The sequence below is a fragment of the Undibacterium sp. GrIS 1.8 genome (genome assembly GCF_040544445.1).
GTDB lineage: Bacteria > Pseudomonadota > Gammaproteobacteria > Burkholderiales > Burkholderiaceae_D > Undibacterium.
Genome location: NZ_JBEONQ010000045.1, coordinates 19,534 through 35,306, shown reverse-complemented (window position 1 = coordinate 35,306; position 15,773 = coordinate 19,534). Strand labels below are relative to the sequence as shown.

The 15,773-nt window shown below is 54.3% G+C and carries 15 protein-coding genes and 3 pseudogenes; 8 read left to right on the top strand and 10 right to left on the bottom strand.

The annotated features are described in order from the left end of the window. Window positions 1-161: 161 nt before the first annotated feature. Window positions 162-422, top strand: a pseudogene (locus AAKU64_RS17940) (transposase); the annotation flags it as partial. A gap of 231 nt (window positions 423-653) precedes the next feature. Beyond that, window positions 654-1,736 (top strand): annotated as a pseudogene (locus AAKU64_RS17935) (ISL3 family transposase); the annotation flags it as partial. A 57-nt stretch (window positions 1,737-1,793) separates the two neighbouring features. Here the strand turns inward: AAKU64_RS17935 and AAKU64_RS17930 are convergent. From AAKU64_RS17930 to AAKU64_RS17915, 4 genes are read right to left on the bottom strand one after another with little or no spacing between them, the layout of a single operon-like run. Further along, the gene (locus tag AAKU64_RS17930; RefSeq protein WP_354362592.1) at window positions 1,794-2,540 is read right to left on the bottom strand and encodes an oxidoreductase; all 747 of its coding nucleotides are present in this window, start codon (window positions 2,538-2,540) and stop codon (window positions 1,794-1,796) included. Further along, a complete protein-coding gene (locus AAKU64_RS17925) occupies window positions 2,494-2,694 on the bottom strand; it encodes a hypothetical protein (RefSeq protein WP_354362591.1) in 201 nt (66 codons plus the stop codon). The genes AAKU64_RS17930 and AAKU64_RS17925 overlap by 47 nt, the downstream gene beginning before the upstream one ends. Before the next feature lie 17 nt (window positions 2,695-2,711). Beyond that, complete coding sequence (locus tag AAKU64_RS17920) at window positions 2,712-4,097, bottom strand: NAD-dependent succinate-semialdehyde dehydrogenase (RefSeq protein WP_354362590.1); 1,386 nt, start codon at window positions 4,095-4,097, stop codon at window positions 2,712-2,714. Between the two features lie 32 nt (window positions 4,098-4,129). Further along, window positions 4,130-5,215, bottom strand: coding sequence for an alkene reductase (locus tag AAKU64_RS17915; RefSeq protein ID WP_354362589.1), 1,086 nt, complete (start codon window positions 5,213-5,215; stop codon window positions 4,130-4,132). Between the two features lie 34 nt (window positions 5,216-5,249). Between AAKU64_RS17915 and AAKU64_RS17910 the strand changes: the two genes are divergently transcribed. Together AAKU64_RS17910 and curA are read left to right on the top strand one after the other, a co-directional pair. Next, entirely contained in the window at window positions 5,250-5,519 is a 270-nt protein-coding gene (locus AAKU64_RS17910; RefSeq protein ID WP_354362588.1) for a hypothetical protein, read from the top strand. A 41-nt stretch (window positions 5,520-5,560) separates the two neighbouring features. Continuing rightward, window positions 5,561-6,589, top strand: a complete 1,029-nt coding sequence (gene curA / locus AAKU64_RS17905) for an NADPH-dependent curcumin/dihydrocurcumin reductase (RefSeq protein WP_354362587.1) — start codon at window positions 5,561-5,563, stop codon at window positions 6,587-6,589. Window positions 6,590-7,478: 889 nt separating this feature from the next. Here the strand turns inward: curA and AAKU64_RS17900 are convergent. The 3 genes and pseudogenes from AAKU64_RS17900 to tnpC (AAKU64_RS17890) all read right to left on the bottom strand — a co-directional run. Next, complete coding sequence (locus AAKU64_RS17900) at window positions 7,479-7,832, bottom strand: hypothetical protein (RefSeq protein ID WP_354362586.1); 354 nt, start codon at window positions 7,830-7,832, stop codon at window positions 7,479-7,481. Next, entirely contained in the window at window positions 7,799-7,885 is an 87-nt protein-coding gene (locus AAKU64_RS17895) for a hypothetical protein (RefSeq protein WP_354362596.1), read from the bottom strand. Before AAKU64_RS17895 ends, AAKU64_RS17900 begins: the two co-directional genes overlap by 34 nt. Window positions 7,886-7,981: 96 nt before the next feature. Next, window positions 7,982-8,581: pseudogene (gene tnpC, locus AAKU64_RS17890) on the bottom strand (IS66 family transposase); the annotation flags it as partial. Between the two features lie 241 nt (window positions 8,582-8,822). Between tnpC (AAKU64_RS17890) and tnpC (AAKU64_RS17885) the strand changes: the two are divergent. Next, window positions 8,823-10,232, top strand: coding sequence for an IS66 family transposase (tnpC, locus tag AAKU64_RS17885; RefSeq protein WP_354362585.1), 1,410 nt, complete (start codon window positions 8,823-8,825; stop codon window positions 10,230-10,232). A gap of 152 nt (window positions 10,233-10,384) precedes the next feature. Here tnpC (AAKU64_RS17885) and AAKU64_RS17880 read toward each other — a convergent pair whose 3' ends face one another. After that, window positions 10,385-10,507, bottom strand: a complete 123-nt coding sequence (locus tag AAKU64_RS17880; protein WP_354362595.1) for an IS66 family transposase zinc-finger binding domain-containing protein — start codon at window positions 10,505-10,507, stop codon at window positions 10,385-10,387. A gap of 16 nt (window positions 10,508-10,523) precedes the next feature. On the opposite strand from AAKU64_RS17880, the gene AAKU64_RS17875 reads away from it, so the two are divergent. The 3 genes from AAKU64_RS17875 to AAKU64_RS17865 all read left to right on the top strand — a co-directional run bounded on the left by AAKU64_RS17875 (window position 10,524) and on the right by AAKU64_RS17865 (window position 13,812). Then, window positions 10,524-10,697, top strand: a complete 174-nt coding sequence (locus tag AAKU64_RS17875; RefSeq protein ID WP_354362584.1) for a hypothetical protein — start codon at window positions 10,524-10,526, stop codon at window positions 10,695-10,697. Between the two features lie 850 nt (window positions 10,698-11,547). Then, window positions 11,548-12,663 (top strand): catalase family protein, encoded by a 1,116-nt coding sequence (locus AAKU64_RS17870; RefSeq protein ID WP_354362583.1) that lies wholly within the window; start codon window positions 11,548-11,550, stop codon window positions 12,661-12,663. A gap of 708 nt (window positions 12,664-13,371) precedes the next feature. Then, a complete protein-coding gene (locus tag AAKU64_RS17865) occupies window positions 13,372-13,812 on the top strand; it encodes an ElaB/YgaM/YqjD family protein (RefSeq protein ID WP_354362582.1) in 441 nt (146 codons plus the stop codon). A 201-nt stretch (window positions 13,813-14,013) separates the two neighbouring features. On the opposite strand, the gene AAKU64_RS17860 is transcribed toward AAKU64_RS17865, so the two are convergent. Beyond that, on the bottom strand, window positions 14,014-14,628 hold the full coding sequence (locus tag AAKU64_RS17860) for an undecaprenyl diphosphate synthase family protein (protein WP_354362581.1): 615 nt from the start codon (window positions 14,626-14,628) through the stop codon (window positions 14,014-14,016). A gap of 102 nt (window positions 14,629-14,730) precedes the next feature. Continuing rightward, a complete protein-coding gene (gene ispH, locus AAKU64_RS17855; RefSeq protein ID WP_354362580.1) occupies window positions 14,731-15,696 on the bottom strand; it encodes a 4-hydroxy-3-methylbut-2-enyl diphosphate reductase in 966 nt (321 codons plus the stop codon). Window positions 15,697-15,773 lie beyond the last annotated feature (77 nt).

The window sequence follows — 15,773 nt, the reverse complement described above, 5'->3', positions numbered from 1 at the left end:
GCCGGGAGAGTCCCATTTCTCTCGCAATGGCAGAAATCGATTGTTTCTGTACTGAATGACGTCTTCTTATTTCGTAAATGATGTCCATATAAATCTGTAATGGTCTAATGAACACGGACACCTCAATAGGGGGAATAATCACCTAAACGAGGAAAATAAAGATGAATGGAAATAAGAAATACGAAACTGCTTTCAAACTTGAAGTCGCCCGAATGGTAGTGGATCAAGGCGTAGGAGTGTCGCAAATTGTCAAAGATATGGACATAGGAGAAACGGCCGTGCGGCGCTGGGTTGACCAATATCGAGCAGAACAACTTGGTCAAGCTGGCATAGGGAAACCGCTCTCTGCCGAACAACAACGTATTCGTCAACTCGAACAAGAAAACCGTCTACTACGTTCGGACAATGACCTATTAAAAAAAGGGCTCTTCGTGAAATCCCGTGGGATTTTTAATTAGGTTTTTGATTTTTTGTACGATTAGCATTGGTCGCATTGTGTCAATGGCGGGGCTTTATCCGGCGAAGCGAACCATAGACGCGCACTTTTAAAATAAACTGTTTCATGGTTGGATGCAACGGGTTACTGCATCCAACCGTAAAGACCAACATGACCTACTGACAATGATGACGGCATCAATCCACGGAAAGACATAATGAAAGACACAACGCTCTATGAGAAGCTGCTTGGGCTAAGTGCTCCGTGGTACGCCAAAGAAGTCCGTTTAGAGATGGACAAGAATCGCGTCACAGTTGTCGTCGCTTGTCAGGAAAAAACGGTGTGGGGTGATCCTACTGACAGCAGCAAGCGAGCGCACATACACGGTTGGACCAAACGTACATGGCGGCATTTGGACACCTGCCAGTTTGAAACCATCATTGAAGCTGAAGTGCCACGCGTCAAATACGCCAATGGCGAAACGGAAGAAGTAACAGTGCCTTGAGCGGAGCGCTATAGTCGCGTGACCATTCTCATGGAAGCATTCGTCATTCAATTACTACAGGCATGCTCCAGCATCAAACGCGTGAGCGAGTTGATGGAGCTTGACTGGAATACGATCAACACGATCATGACAAGAGCGGTAGAGCGGGGGTTGGCACAACGAGCGCAAGAGCCCATCAAGCATCTTGGCCTGGATGAAAAAAGTTTCGGCCGCGGACACGACTACATTAGCGTGTTAAGCGATGTCGATGGTTCTCGCATATTGGATGTGGTACCAGGTAGGAAATTGGCAGATGCCAACGCGCTATTGAAAACACTCAGCCCGGCACAATGCCAGCACGTAGAAGCGGTGGCGATGGATATGTGGCCTGCCTACATGAGTGCGGCACAAAGTCAATTACCACAAGCCGACATCGTGCATGACAAGTTCCATGTCGCCAAATACCTCAATGAAGCGGTCGATCATGTGCGTCGTAGTGAGCACAAAAAATTACTACAGCAAGGGATTTCAAGCTTGACTGGAACAAAGTACCAATGGTTGAGAAATATGGGCGATAAGCGCAGTAGCGAAGCGGTCGCCTTTCGTTCGCTGTATCAGGAAGTGAAACAAACGAGCCGTGCCTGGTCACTCAAAGAAAGCTTTGCGCAGTTCTGGAATTATCGCTGCGTGAAAGCGGCAGAACGTTATTTTAAGGCGTGGAGCAATTCTGCTATGCGAAGCAAACTCACTCCTATCAAAAAAGTCACACTAATGTTACGCCGCCACCTTCCTGGATTACTCAACTATGTGAAGCACACGCACCCACCAAGGGCTGGCCAAGTTGCTAGACTTGTGCCGCTCACATCTTGCGTGTCATGGCTTCGCTTTTGGAAAGTCAGCACCGCGAGCGACGGTCTCGCCCGCCGTGAATTCTTGGCGCAGCTCTTCGAGCTTGGCCATCGCGCCCTCGAAGGCGTCGTTGCCCAGCAGCAGGTGGTGCGGCGGCTTGGCCGATGCAACCGCCGCAACGATGGCTTGGACAGCACGCACGGGGTCGCCAGGCTGTTTGCCGGACGATGCGCGCACCGCCAAGCGCACCTTGCCAGCAGTTTCTTGGTATTCCTCGATCGGGTGCTCACTCTCGTTGGCCGAACGTCCGGCCCAGTCGGTGCGAAAGCCGCTCGGGTTGACCACCATGACCTGGATGTCCAACGGCTCGACCTCTCGCCGCAAGGCCTCTGATAAGCCCTCGACGGCGAACTTCGTAGCGTTGTACTGGCCCAGCGCCGGCATGCCGCGCAGACCGGCCAGCGACGACAGGTTGACGATGCAGCCGTGACGGCGCTTGCGCATGCCAGGCAACACGACCTGGATCATGCTGGTCAGGCCGAACACGTTGACGTCGAACATTTTGCGCACCTCGGCGGCATCGCCCTCCTCGATGGCGGCGAAGTAGCCGATGCCGGCGTTGTTCACCAGCACGTCGATGCCACCAAAGCGGGCTTCGGCCGCCCGGACTGCCGCAGCGACCTGATCCGGCTGGGTGACGTCGAGCTTCAGCACCAGAACCTGGTCACTCGCAACAAAGCTCTGCAGCTTGGCCGGGTCGCGGGCAGTCACCACCCACCGTACGGTAGCCACCTTCGATGGCCTGCTTGGCGAGTTCCTGGCCGAAGCCAGTGAAGCAACCGGTGATGAACCACACAGGCGCATCGGTGGGGTGCGGGTGGTGGGGGTGCTTGGCATTTTTAGCGTGCTGGGTTGGCTTGTTCATAAGATTTCCTTGGGGGCTTAGACTGCTGCCGCGACGTTGCCGCTGCGAATGAGCTTCTTGTTGACGAATTCCTGGATGCCCATGCGGCTCAGCTCGCGGCCATAGCCCGAGTGTTTGACGCCGCCAAAAGGCAGTTCGGGGGAGGTCACTGCTGCGCTGTTGATGAACACCATGCCGGTGTCGATGCGCCGCGCGACCCGCTTGCCACGCTCGATATCCCGCGTGAACACCGAGCCGCCCAGTCCGAACGGCGAATCGTTGGCCAGCGCCACCGCGGCATCTTCGTCGGCGACCCGGAAGAACAGAGCTACCGGGCCGAAGAACTCCTCCTTGTAGGCTGGATTGGCGGCACTGATATCGGTAAGGATGGTCGGCTGCATGAAGGCGCCAGGTGTGTCGATGCGCGCGCCGCCCATAACCACGCGGGCACCCGCAGCAACCGCACCATCGACTTGTTCGAGCAGCATGGTAAGTGCGCGCTCGGACGACAGGGGCGCCAGCGTGGTACCCGCGTCGAGCGGATCGCCAGCGTGGAACTTGCCCAGCGCCTGGGAGAACAGGGCGAGAAAGCGCTCGGCGAGCGGTTCAACGACGATAAAACGTTTCGATGCCGTACAGGCCTGGCCGGAATTGCCCATGCGTCCAGACACCGCGTGCTTGACCGCGTCGTCAAGGTCGGCGTCGGCCAGTACGATGAAAGCGTCACTACCGCCCAGCTCCAAGGTGGACTTCTTGAGGTTCTGTGCGGCGCGTGCCGCCACCACCGCGCCGGCCGCTTCACTACCGGTGAGGGCGACGCCACGGATCCGCGGGTCGTCGATCAACCTGCCGACCTGTTCCGCCGAAATAAACAGGTTGGTGTAGGCGCCCGCAGGCGCACCGGCGTCGTGCAGCAGTTGTTCAAAGGCCAGTGCGCACTGCGGGACGTTGGAGGCGTGCTTCACCATCACCACATTGCCAGCCATCAGGTTCGGCGCTGCGAAGCGGGCGATCTGGTAATACGGGTAATTCCAAGGCTCGATGCCGAGCAGCACCCCGATCGGACAACTTTCGACCATGGAGTCGGTACCGGGCGAGTTGAGCTCTTCCGGCATAAGGAAGGCTTGCGCATGATCAGCGTAATAGTCAAGGATGGCCGCGCTGAGCGCTACTTCGCCTTTGCTTTGCGCCAGCAACTTGCCCATCTCGACGGTGATCAGCTTCGCTAATTCGTCTGCGCGTTCGCGCATGAGTGCGGCGGCGCGCTTTAGTACGACGGTACGTTCGGCATAGCTGCGCTGGCGCCAGTCGCGCTCAAAGCAGCTTGCGGCAGCTTGCAGCCGGGCTTCCACCGCGGCGTTGTCGTGTTCGTCGAAGGCGGCAATCGTGATGCCGTTGTAAGGATTGGTACTTTTGTAGGCCATGAAGACGTGTCCTTGAGTAGGTTGTGAATGAATCAGGCCGTAACGGCCGTCAGCGTCAGGTAATCGGTGTAGCCCTTGGCACCGGGCACGTAAAAGGTGGACTCGTCGGGGACGTTGAGCGGTGCGTCCTTGCGCATGCGTGCCACCAAGTCGGGATTGGCCAGGAACGGCCGACCAAAGGCGATCAGGTCACCGCGCTTGTCGAGCAGGGCCTGTTCGGCGCTGGCGTGGTCGAAACCACCGGACAAGATGAACAGCCCGTCGAAGGCGGCGCGTAGTTTGAGTTTGAAGTCGGCGGGTACAGGCGGCGCGCCCATGGAGGAGTGATCGACCAGGTGCAGGTACAGAAGACCTAGGGCAGAGAGCGAATGGACCAGCATGAGGTATTGGGCCTCCACCTCGGGGAACGCAGCTGTGCCGTTGAACACACCGTAGGGCGAGAGCCGGATGCCTACCCGGTCGTGACCGATGGCAGCGACCGTGGCGCGTGCAATCTCCAGCGCCAGGCGGTTGCGGCGCTCCATGCTGCCGCCGTAGCCGTCGGTGCGCTGGTTGACCAGCGGATTAAGGAACTGCTCGATCAGGTAGCCGTTGGCGCCATGCAGCTCGACGCCGTCGAAGCCGGCGTCCATTGCGAGCTTCGCGGCGGCCACATATTCGTCGATGACATGAGCGATATCGTCGTCGGTCATCGCACGTGGTGGGCTGTGCGGCTGCATCCCCAGCGTATCGGTGAACATCTCGCCCGGACACACAGTGCTACCTGGTCCCAACACCTCGGCACCGACCGGCAGGTTGGTGACATGCGCCACGCGGCCGCAGTGCATGAACTGCACGAAGATCTTGCCGCCTTGTGCGTGGACGGTAGTCGTGGTGGCCTTCCAAGCCTCCGCCTGCTCTGTATCGTACAGCCCGGGGATCCGTGGGTAACCCAGGCCGTTCGGACTGGGCGAGGTGCCCTCGCTGATGATCAGGCCGGCCGTTGCACGTTGGCCATAGTACGTGGCCATCAGCGCATTCGGCGTGTGCTGGAGTGTGGCTCGGCTGCGTGTCAATGGCGCCATCACCATGCGATTGGCGAGTTGCAGCGAGCGGACAGAGAATGGTTCGAAGAGCATTGAAGTAAATCCTAGGAGCAATCGATCCTGCGCAGTGCGAAGGCAAAGCATTGGCGGCGAGATCTGGGTTTCTGGAAGTTATAGCTTGCTCGCCCGAGTTCGAGAGGTCTGTTCGGTAACGCACATTTCTCCGTATGCTGCCTACTGCACCGACCACGGTCGCCACATCAATTACCTTCGATCATGCAACGACGGTACCGCGGTCGGCGCAGATAACGGGGTACCTGCCATGCCTGACCAAGTCGCTTCCACCGGTGATGCTGCACTACAGGTCGCTCCATGCCCAGTTAGACGCACTGATTAAGGCGTAAAAGTAACTCGATCAATCCAAAAGAGGTCAATTCCATGTCACAAGGCACCACCCTCAATCGCCGCATCGTTCTGAACGCCAGGCCGCACGGCGCGCCGACGGCCGCAGACTTTCGTATCGAAAGCGATCCTGTCCCGGAGCCCGACGCCGACCAAGTGTTGCTGCGCACGCTGTACCTGTCGCTCGACCCGTACATGCGGGGTCGTATGAGCGACGAGCCGTCCTATGCCGCCCCGTTAGCCATCGGCGACGTGATGGTAGGGGGCACCGTATCGCGCGTCGAGACATCGCGCCACAGCGACTTCAAGATAGGCGATTTGGTGCTGGGTTACACCGGCTGGCAGGACTATGCATTGTCCGACGGCAAGGGCCTTACGGCTCTCTACCCCGAAGATACCCACCCCTCGCGCGCACTGGGCGTACTGGGCATGCCGGGCTTCACCGCGTACATGGGGCTACTGGACATCGGGCGCCCTGTGGCCGGCGAGACCGTCGTCGTGGCCGCTGCCAGCGGAGCGGTCGGCTCGGTGGTGGGGCAGATCGCCAAGATCCAGGGTTGCACCGTGGTGGGAATCGCGGGTGGCGAGGACAAGTGCCGGTACGTGGTCGACGAACTGGGTTTCGACTTCTGTGTCGACCACCGCACTGACGATCTGCCCGGCCGCTTGGCGGATGCTTGCCTGAAGGGCATCGACGTCTACTTCGAAAACGTCGGCGGTGCCGTGTTCGATGCCGTGCTGCCGCTGCTCAATGCCAAGGCACGCATCCCGGTGTGCGGGCTGATCGCCGCATACAACGCCACCGAGCTGCCGCCAGGCCCGGATCGACTCGGACTGCTAGTGGGCATGCTGCTGCGCAAGCGCATCAAGATGCAAGGCTTCATCGTGTTCGACGACTATGGGTCGCGCTGGAGCGAGTTTGCTGGTGAGATGGGCGGCTGGGTGCAGTCCGACAAGGTCGAGGTCCGAGAGGACATCGTGTTCGGTCTGGAGAACGCGCCCGAAGCCTTCATCGGTCTACTGCAGGGAAAGAATTTCGGCAAGCTAGTCATTCAATTAGGCTGATACAGCGGGAAAGATTGTAAAAATGAAGATTTGGCGATTACTATGCGCAAGTCAGAAAGCAGAAAAACAACTTGCTTATCGCATCCTCTAATGTCTGCTTGACCATTTCTACGCCCTAACTTTAAACGACATTATTTTAAATAATGGTTCGCCAACACACATAGCGCCATCTATTTTTTTGTATTAGAGACCAAGGAAAGTTTTCACCCCCTCGGGTGGAGCGCGAGTTGAAGGTCAAAAGTTCAACTAATAAAAAACGAAGCGCATTTTCACCGAAATCCAAGACTGTTTTGTACTTTTTCGGAGCTGTTACCGGAGCACTTGACGTTGTTTTATCTTGCTGTGGATCAGCCTGTGCTGTGGAGAAACTGCAAAAAAATGCATCTTTGAAACACTATGATCTGTTATTTTCGGCTCGGTACGTGATGCTTGACCCCGTCATCGCTGAAATTTTCTTTTTTGTTCGCAGGAGAATTTCATGGGATCCGTCTATTTGCCGTTGGAACCGGTTGCAGAATATTATCCGATCAATCACGTCGTCCATGGCGCGTCTGCGGGTCACTAGTTTCCCGCCATACAAGCTACCCACTTTCAAGCGACCCCAGAAACTCTCATCTGCAGCCCAACATAGCGTACTTAAATACGGTGCGCACTTTGCCGGTATGCGCTGCCCCTACAACGTCCGCGCAAAGGGCTGATGTGCCATGAGGGCGGTGACAAGACCATGGCGCAAGCGTTCAACTGCGCGTCTACCTATGGCTTGGAGGTGGTGCTGGTGGCCGTGAATCGATACTCGAGTCCGGCGCGCTCAGTACCGAACATGCTTTCAACGTATTGGCCCGGCTAAATGCTCCAGAGTCGCAACCCAACGTGCAGAGCGGCCTGGAGCTCAAGGAGGCATCGCCTCGCAAGCTGTCGTTGGCTTGCACCAGTCGATACGCCAGCTTGCGAGGCGATGCCATGGAGGGCATAATTCATGCGTGAGATTGATGTTGAACTCAAAGAGCGGCGCCTGAACGGCATGGCCGGGACTTGGGCCGAGTTGATAAGCTAGGACGGGCAAACCAGCGATGCGGATGCGCAGACTTCGCGCTGGCTGATAGAACATCTGGTATAGGCAGAACACGCGCAGCGAGCCTTTGCCTCGGTGCGTTAACAGATGAATATAAGCGATCCATGAACTATAGGTGGCAATTTCTGGAGCCGAGGTTAGTCGGCCAAATCGATCGCGTGTAAATTCCACGGCAGTAACCTCTCGATGTCCTCGACGGTTTTTGCGTGAGGCAGGTCACGCAGAACGCGGCGTAGCCAGATATAGGGCTCCAGGCCATTGGCCTTGGCCTTGGCCTTTTCGACCAGCGAGTAAATAATGGCGCTGATATTCGCACCGGCAGGCGTATCACTGAACAGCCATGCCTTTCGACCAATGACGAATGGCCGAATCGTATTCTTGGCGGGATTATTGTCAATCGGCAGGTCGCCGCGTTCGGTATAGCGCGTCAACAGCGGCCAGTAATTGCGCCTATATGACAGCGCGGTACCGAGCGCGCTTTTCGGCGTCACGGCCGGTAGCGCCTTTTCCATTTACGCCTGTAACTCGCCCAGTGCCGGCACGCTGACTCGCCGACGCGCCAATAGACGAGCCTCATCGGTGGCATCTCGATGATCGCGTTCGATCCGGTACAACTTACCAATCATGGTGATGGCTTCGGCAGTACGCCCACGCCTGCCTTTCGGCTGGACCTTAACGGCCGCCACAAAGCGTCGGCGCACGTGTGCCCAGCACACAAGTCGTTCGATACCTTCGGTTTTTGCCAGTCTGTTGCAGCCATCGTACCCATCAGTCATCAGGTAGCCCTGATCGCCTTGCAGCAATCGTACTGGTACCTCGCTGCTGCGGCTAGTATCGTAGCCAAAGATGACGAAAGGCTGGCCTGGCGGGCCACCGCTCTGGACCCACATGTAGCTGTTGGAGGTTGGTTTCTTGTCGGGCTCCTTGAGTACCTAGACCACCGTCTCGTCCATATGGATAAAAGCGCCATTCCACAAGGCGTCTCGTGCCAGATTAAGCACAGGCTGCAGCAATTGATCAGAGGCGATGATTCAGCGTGTCAGTGTCTGCACTGGGGCCGGTGCATGGTGGCGGTCAAGCACCTTACCAAGTGACTATTCAGCGTGAGCGGTTGCAATAAAACAATTGTAAACAGTTTTGATTTAGTTCATGATGATGCTCATGACAAAAAAGACATCACTCCCCGACCTTTCAACTCTCACCCATGCGGAGAAGGACGACCTCATCAAGGGGCTGTTCGCGCGTTTGGAGGCGCTCGAATCGAAGGTGAATAAGGACAGCCGTAACTCAAGCAAGCCGCCATCGTCGGATGGATTTGGCAAGAAGACACGCTCGTTGCGTGAGTCATCCGGGAAGAAAGTCGGCGGACAAACCGGCCACAAAGGAACGACGCTTAAGAAAGCCGCGCAGCCAACTCAGACCGTGCGCCATTCGTTACCAACGCAATGTGATCGTTGCCATAGTCCGTTGCCACTACACGATGCCATTGTGGCGGAACGGCGGCAAGTCATTGATATTCCCGCGGCGGCGTTCGATGTCATTGAACATCACACCCTGGCTTTGGTATGTCAGTGCGGGCAAAAACACGAGAGCATGTTTCCGGCAGAGGTCACTGAGCAGGTGCAATATGGCCCAAACGTGCGAGCCTTGGGCGTACATCTGACGCAAGGGCAAATGCTCCCGTTCGCGCGCGCGGCCGAACTTATTGGCGACATCTATGGCCTTTCCATTTCGACCGGCACGTTGGTGGCGTGGGTGGGTGAAGCCAGCACTGCGTTGCAAAGCACGGCCGACCTAATCGCCGATCAATTGCGCGACGCGGCGCTACTGCATGCTGACGAGTCGGGTCTGCGCGTTGCCAGCAAACTCCATTGGTTGCATATCGTGGCAGACGAGAAGCACACATGGTATGGCGTTCATTCCAGACGCGGCATGGAGGCCATCGAAGCTCATGGTATTTTACCCACGCGCCTTGGCGTACTGGTTCATGATTGTTGGGCTCCCTATTGGCAACTCGATTGCAACCATGCGCTGTGCAACGCTCACCTCTTGCGCGAGCTGATCTACGTGAAAGAAGTGACCTCCCAAGCTTGGCCGCAACGGATGAAGGACTTTCTGATCAATGCAAACAAACTATGCGAGGAGGCAGGACAAAAAAAGCGGAGACTTTCGGATGAAGAACTTGCTGCTTTCAGTGCGCACTATCATAAAATTCTACGCGAAGGAGAACGGAAGAATCCTGAAGTAGCCCGATCAGATGGCAAGCGTGGGCGTAGCAAACAGTCCATCGCCTTCAACCTGCTTCGTCGCATGCGACAACATGCCGATGCAGTACTGCTTTTTATCCGCGATCTTGCCGTGCCATTTACTAACAACCTTGCCGAACGCGCCGTTCGCATGCCGAAGGTCAAGCAAAAGATATCGGGTTGCTTTCGCACCCTTGAGGGTGCTGAAAATTTCTGCATCATTCGCTCCTGTCTCGATACACTTCACAAGCAAGGCTATGGCATGCTTGATGTATTACGACATGCCTTTGCCGGAAATCCTATTCGGCCAGCTCATTGCTGCTGAATAGTCACCTTACCAAAGCATGTCAGCGGCAAGCCATCGACGAACTTGACCGTCGACATCATGGCTAGGAGGTCGGCACTGGCGTTGCTCTTTGGTAGTGGTTATGGCGGCAATGCTGCGGTCACTGTCGCATGGACACTAGTAGTGCAGCCTTAACGCAGGCGGATCTGACGCAGCACGCGTACCTGCATCGGTACGATGTCGAGTTGTTCACTTACGTCCTGGCCGATCACCAACATCGACGTGCCACAGCAACTACGCTGAGATTCCGGCACATCGTGCACGATCTCGATGCGCTCCAGTTCTGGCGGCAAGGGATCGCGCTTGCCGCGTGCCAGCTTGTCCTTGATTTCAGGTGCGGCCGGCTCGAGTGCGGCCGGCTCAGGTGCGGCCGGCTCAGGTGCGACTGGCTCAGGTGCGACTGGCTTAGGTGTTGGCTGCGCAGGAATTGGTGCGACATCTTGATGTAGACTTGGTCAAATATGAAGGATTAGGCATTTTCTATAAAATTATTCCAGCGCTAACATTCAAGCGACCGATCCAATTGCAAAAACGTGGCAGATTAAATTCTGAACGGATTCCTTTTTGAATTTTCTTTTTTTGTCATATTCAGGGCGAATACGGTTGGTTACAACGGTCAATGTTTGACTGGCCGCTTGCCGTCCAGTTTCGCCGTTAGTATTTACAAAAAGGGGGGCAGGCCGTATCAAAAGGCAAAGTTGAGTTGAGAATGCGATCATAGGTGGCGCCCGCAGTCGTTTGAGGGGCGATTTTTTTAAGGGTGGAAAGTTGACCTCCAAATTTGAATCGTTCCATTGATGACACCACGAAAAGCCCTTGTCCGACGCCACTACAAAATGGAATTTGTCCGTAGCTATCGGTGCGTGTCTAACACGGCATTTCACCCCCGCTATCCAACTGTGCTCCGCAACTGATGTTATTAGATCCGCATGTCCGAATTGGCTATTTTTGGCAAGCGCAATAATAGGTCGCCGATGCACTAAATAGGCGATGTCAGGAGATGCCGCGACCAGTGGATTGATGAGTCGGCGTTTCTCAATCCGCATTCCGCGGTCACAAGGAAATCCAGCTCGCGCGTCTTGCTCACAGATCGGTCAAATCGTATGCGCGCCAACGCACAGACTCAGGTCAATGCGCGCGTAGGATGTGGATTAAGAATTTCGTCCGCGGACGGCAGTGAGCGTCAAGGATAGACGGTTACTATGATGGCCAATAATTGCACTACCATTTCCGGCGTGACTTGGGGCGGCCCTGTGGCTGAATATACCCTGCTTTTAAATGAGAAAGATGCACCATGATCACAGCAAACGTAGCGCCGAATGACAGCTATATCCCCTATAGCGACACCATCGAAATTCTGCAGAAGGATGAAGCACAACTGATCGACAATGTGGTCAATTCGATGGCCCGACTCAACCGTATCGTCTTTGACAAGCACCGTCATGCGAGCCGAGATGCGCACGCCAAGAGTCACGGCGTCCTCGTCGGTACGCTGACGGTGTACGGTGACCTTATGCCTCATTTGCGCCAGGGCTTGTTCCGCGAGCCGGACACGTATCCGATTGTAGTGCGCTTTTCGTCAGCACCCGGCGATATCAATAGCGACAAAATTCCGTCGCCCAAGGGTTTTGCGATCAAGGTGCTTGGCGTGGCGGGACGCAAAGTTCTTGCCGGGCATGAGGATGAGACCACCCAGGATTTTCTGTTGGTCAATCATCCGGTGATCCCGTTCGGACACATCACCTCTTACTGGAAAATGCAACAATTGCTTGAGAAGCATGCAGATGATCCGCTAGCAGCACAAATCGCTGTTGCCGCGTTCGCCAAGGCTGCTGCTACGGTGCTCGGCCTCATTGGTGTCGATAGCCCGACCCTCGATGCTTTGGCGACGCCCAACCATCACATTCTGGGTGAGACTTTTCACAGCATGGCGGCGATTCGTTTCGGCGATCATATCGCCAAGATGAGCGCCGCGCCACTGTCTGCGGCGGTGCGAGCTTTTACCGGCCAGATCTATGATCCGAATCAGGCGCCATCGGTGGTGCGCGATCAGATCGCCGCGTTTTTCAAAACGCAGGGCGCCGAGTATGAACTGCGCGCGCAACTTTGCAAGGATCTTGACGCGATGCCGGTCGAAGATGCATCGATCCTTTGGCATGAGGACCGCTCGCCCCATCAGGCGATCGCCAAGATTAGCCTATTGCCACAGGATGCTTATAGCCCGGCCCGCCGCGTTTACGGCGACGACGTACTGTCTTTCAATCCGTGGCATTGCATCCCCGAACATCGGCCGCTGGGCTCTATCATGCGGGTGCGCATCAAAGCCTATGAGGCTTCAAGCGCATATCGGCATGCGATGAACGTGCAACCGCGCAGCGAGCCGCGTGGGATCGATGAAGTTCCGGTTTAGATTAGAGGTAAATTACGCCGCTTACTGCGCACTTCCGAGTCACGTCTTGCTGCTTGATGTTAGCTATATGTTTTATTTAAGAGGCATCACTTAGCCGGATATAAAAGGCAGCTTACAGATTGATGTTTTCGCCAATTGCCTTGAAGGGAAATAATTTTGCTATGATTTTCGTGTTCGTTAAACGAATCACTCTGTTAATTTGCAACACGTCTTCTGCAGTCGGAGAGAATACCCTTACGAAATTGGCTACTTCCAGCTCGAATAGGTATGCACTATATCCGGATGAGTTTGTGTCAAGAGCACGCTGTCAGTTAATTGCGTTGATCATTCACAATGGTCGTACATTGTATTGCAGAGAGTGTACGGCAGGCTGATTTTACCGGAGGCGGGCTGGGGTGAAGTAGAGCGCCGAAGTTTGGGTGTTATAAGCCGAGGAGGGCGCCACTTTCTTCGTCGATACTAGACAGATAAGCAGCATCTTCTCGTGTTGCAGAAAAAAATGGAGGTGATGCTGAACAATCCGTCACGACTAAATTACCTGATTTTTTATACAGTTTTAGTCTTCTGTGTGGGATGGCGCACAGAACAATACTGTGCCTGAAGTGACAATAATGCTTTCGTGGTGTTTAAGAGTATCTGTATTGTTACTGACAACACAATGACTACAAAGTGCGAAAAAAGTTAACCCATTTTTAAAGGGAAACGATAATGAATGGTGATCAATTCAAAGAAGGAACCAGGGTCAGTGATGGTGTTGATACAGACACAGCGTTTGGCGTTGTCCAAAAGTTGGCCGGAAATATGGGCAATGCTGCGATCAATGTGGCAGGAGCCACAAAAACGGCAAGTCGACAGCTAAGTTCGATTGCCTTCGGCGAGATGAAAAAATTAAAAGAGGGCCTAGATAATTTGATCGTTCGCCTTCCAGCTCCGTCAAGCGATGATTTACATATCGAAAAAGTGAAACTGCTTGAGCAGATTGCTATAACCAAGGATGTTGTTAATCATGAAATTGGTGACGCTCGCGTAAGAGCGAGCCAGAGCATTGATGCGACAAGCAACCTTATCAAAGGTAGGCCATTTCAATCTATTGCGATGGCTGTTGGCACCGGTATATTGATCGGGATATTGATATCTCGTCGCAAGTAAAAGTGGGAAATGCGCAGTTTTCATTTGAAAAAACCAGTAATTTTACGAAGCAATACAATTTTTGTTGTGCGGCCTTTCATCACAACTGATTGCCAATCGATTTCATAGAGAAAAATTGGGCTCTACAGCATTGATAAAGCAATACCACTTGGCTTACTCGGCCGCGAATGTATTAACGATTACCTGGCATCCACGAAATTACTATCCTCCGAGTGTCTGGTCCTGTTTTTTATACCAGGCGAGTGCTTGCTCAAAATGCTGTGGATCAAAATCTGGCCAATATTCGTCCCTGATATAGAAATCCGCATAAACCGATTGCACCGGGAGAAAGCCGCTCAACCGGCATCCTCCGCCCCATCGTACAATCAAATCCAGACGGGTAACGTCATCTGAACGCAGGCCACCGTTTTTAAGACCGGCCAGGTCCCATTCCCAGCCATAGTTGACGAGTAAATTCACCTTCATTCCAACGCCCTGCCGTTGTCGGAATTCAGTTAGCGATGCCGGGAATTGCGCCGAAGTCTCATCGCCGACCACCAACAGCGCCGCTCCACGGCGGACGATCTCGGAGGCAAAGGCAACGCTGGCCTCGCTGAATGCCTGTTTCTGAATAGTAGGCCGCTTGGTGTTGTCCTGGGTAAAACAATAGATCGAAGTCTCCTCGATCCCGTATTCCTTACATTGCTCGAACAGCAGCAACCCTGGTTCGATGCCGCGCGCATAGCCAGCTTCTTTCGAGAGGCTATGGTCTGAGGCCCAGCGGCGATTTCCATCTTGAATGAAACCTACGTGGCGCGGGATATTATTTTTTGCCATTTCAAGCCTTATTCCAAAATGATGTGGGGCGATACAACACAAATGCAAGCCGATGTAATTTCGACGACATCTCGCAGGTAATTTGATGAAGCTGAATGTAAATCAGGTATTGGGTTGGCTTAAATTTTCGGTGGTCTGACGTCTGCTCAATTCCATTGGTAATGGAAAAGTAATGCGCTCTTCCACACCGTCCAGAGTTCGCACGCTTTTCGCGCCGCAGTCTTTCAATCGATCGATGACAAGCTGTACCAGAATTTCCGGTGCTGAAGCGCCAGCGGTGACGCCGACGCGTATTTTTCCGACCATCCATGCTGGATCAATTTGTTCAGCGCTGTCTACCATGTAGGCGGTCGCCCAATTTTTTTCCGCGACTTCACGCAGACGCTTGGAGTTCGAACTATTCTGGCTGCCGATAACGATGACGAGATCTACTTGCGGCGCCATGAACTTCACTGCCTCCTGCCGGTTTGTGGTCGCGTAGCAAATATCGCCTTTTTTCGGTTCGGCAATGCTAGGATATTTATGTTTTAGTACGCGAATGATTTCAACCGTATCTTCGATGGATAAAGTGGTTTGCGACACATAGGCCAGCATGCCTGGATTAGTCACTTGCGGTTTTTCTACATCACGGACCGTCTCTACCAGGTACATACCTTGTTTCGACTGACCCATGGTGCCTTCGACCTCTGGATGTCCCTCGTGCCCGATCATAATAATTTCACGCCCTTCACGACGCATTTTTTCTACCTCGATGTGCACCTTGCTCACCAAAGGGCAGGTTGCATCAAATACTTTCAAGCCACGTCTATCCGCTTCATCTTGTACGGCTTTGGAGACGCCGTGCGCGGAAAAAATGACGTTGCTTCCGTTCGGTATGTCATGCAATTCATTAACAAACACTGCGCCTTTGTTGCGCAACTCATTGACGACATAGGCATTGTGTACGATCTCGTGACGTACGTAGATCGGTGCGCCAAACTTCGTGAGCGCTCGCTCAACTATTGCGATCGCGCGCTCAACACCTGCACAAAATCCACGCGGTTGGGCAAGCAGTATTTCTGAATTCAATATATCTCCTTCGACTCGTAGTGTGCAGGTCTTGCGCAAAATTTAGCAGCAGTATTCCATGACAAAAACAAAGCACT

What these genes read in the sequence shown, in the direction of transcription:
- AAKU64_RS17925 (WP_354362591.1), bottom strand. Translation starts at nt 2,694, where the DNA reads ATGAACAAGCCAACCCAGCACGCTAAAAATGCCAAGCACCCCCACCAC.
- AAKU64_RS17920 (WP_354362590.1), bottom strand. Translation starts at nt 4,097, where the DNA reads ATGGCCTACAAAAGTACCAATCCTTACAACGGCATCACGATTGCCGCC.
- AAKU64_RS17915 (WP_354362589.1), bottom strand. Translation starts at nt 5,215, where the DNA reads ATGCTCTTCGAACCATTCTCTGTCCGCTCGCTGCAACTCGCCAATCGC.
- curA (WP_354362587.1), top strand. Translation starts at nt 5,561, where the DNA reads ATGTCACAAGGCACCACCCTCAATCGCCGCATCGTTCTGAACGCCAGG.
- tnpC (WP_354362585.1), top strand. Translation starts at nt 8,823, where the DNA reads ATGACAAAAAAGACATCACTCCCCGACCTTTCAACTCTCACCCATGCG.
- AAKU64_RS17875 (WP_354362584.1), top strand. Translation starts at nt 10,524, where the DNA reads ATGCGCTCCAGTTCTGGCGGCAAGGGATCGCGCTTGCCGCGTGCCAGC.
- AAKU64_RS17870 (WP_354362583.1), top strand. Translation starts at nt 11,548, where the DNA reads ATGATCACAGCAAACGTAGCGCCGAATGACAGCTATATCCCCTATAGC.
- AAKU64_RS17865 (WP_354362582.1), top strand. Translation starts at nt 13,372, where the DNA reads ATGAATGGTGATCAATTCAAAGAAGGAACCAGGGTCAGTGATGGTGTT.
- AAKU64_RS17860 (WP_354362581.1), bottom strand. Translation starts at nt 14,628, where the DNA reads ATGGCAAAAAATAATATCCCGCGCCACGTAGGTTTCATTCAAGATGGA.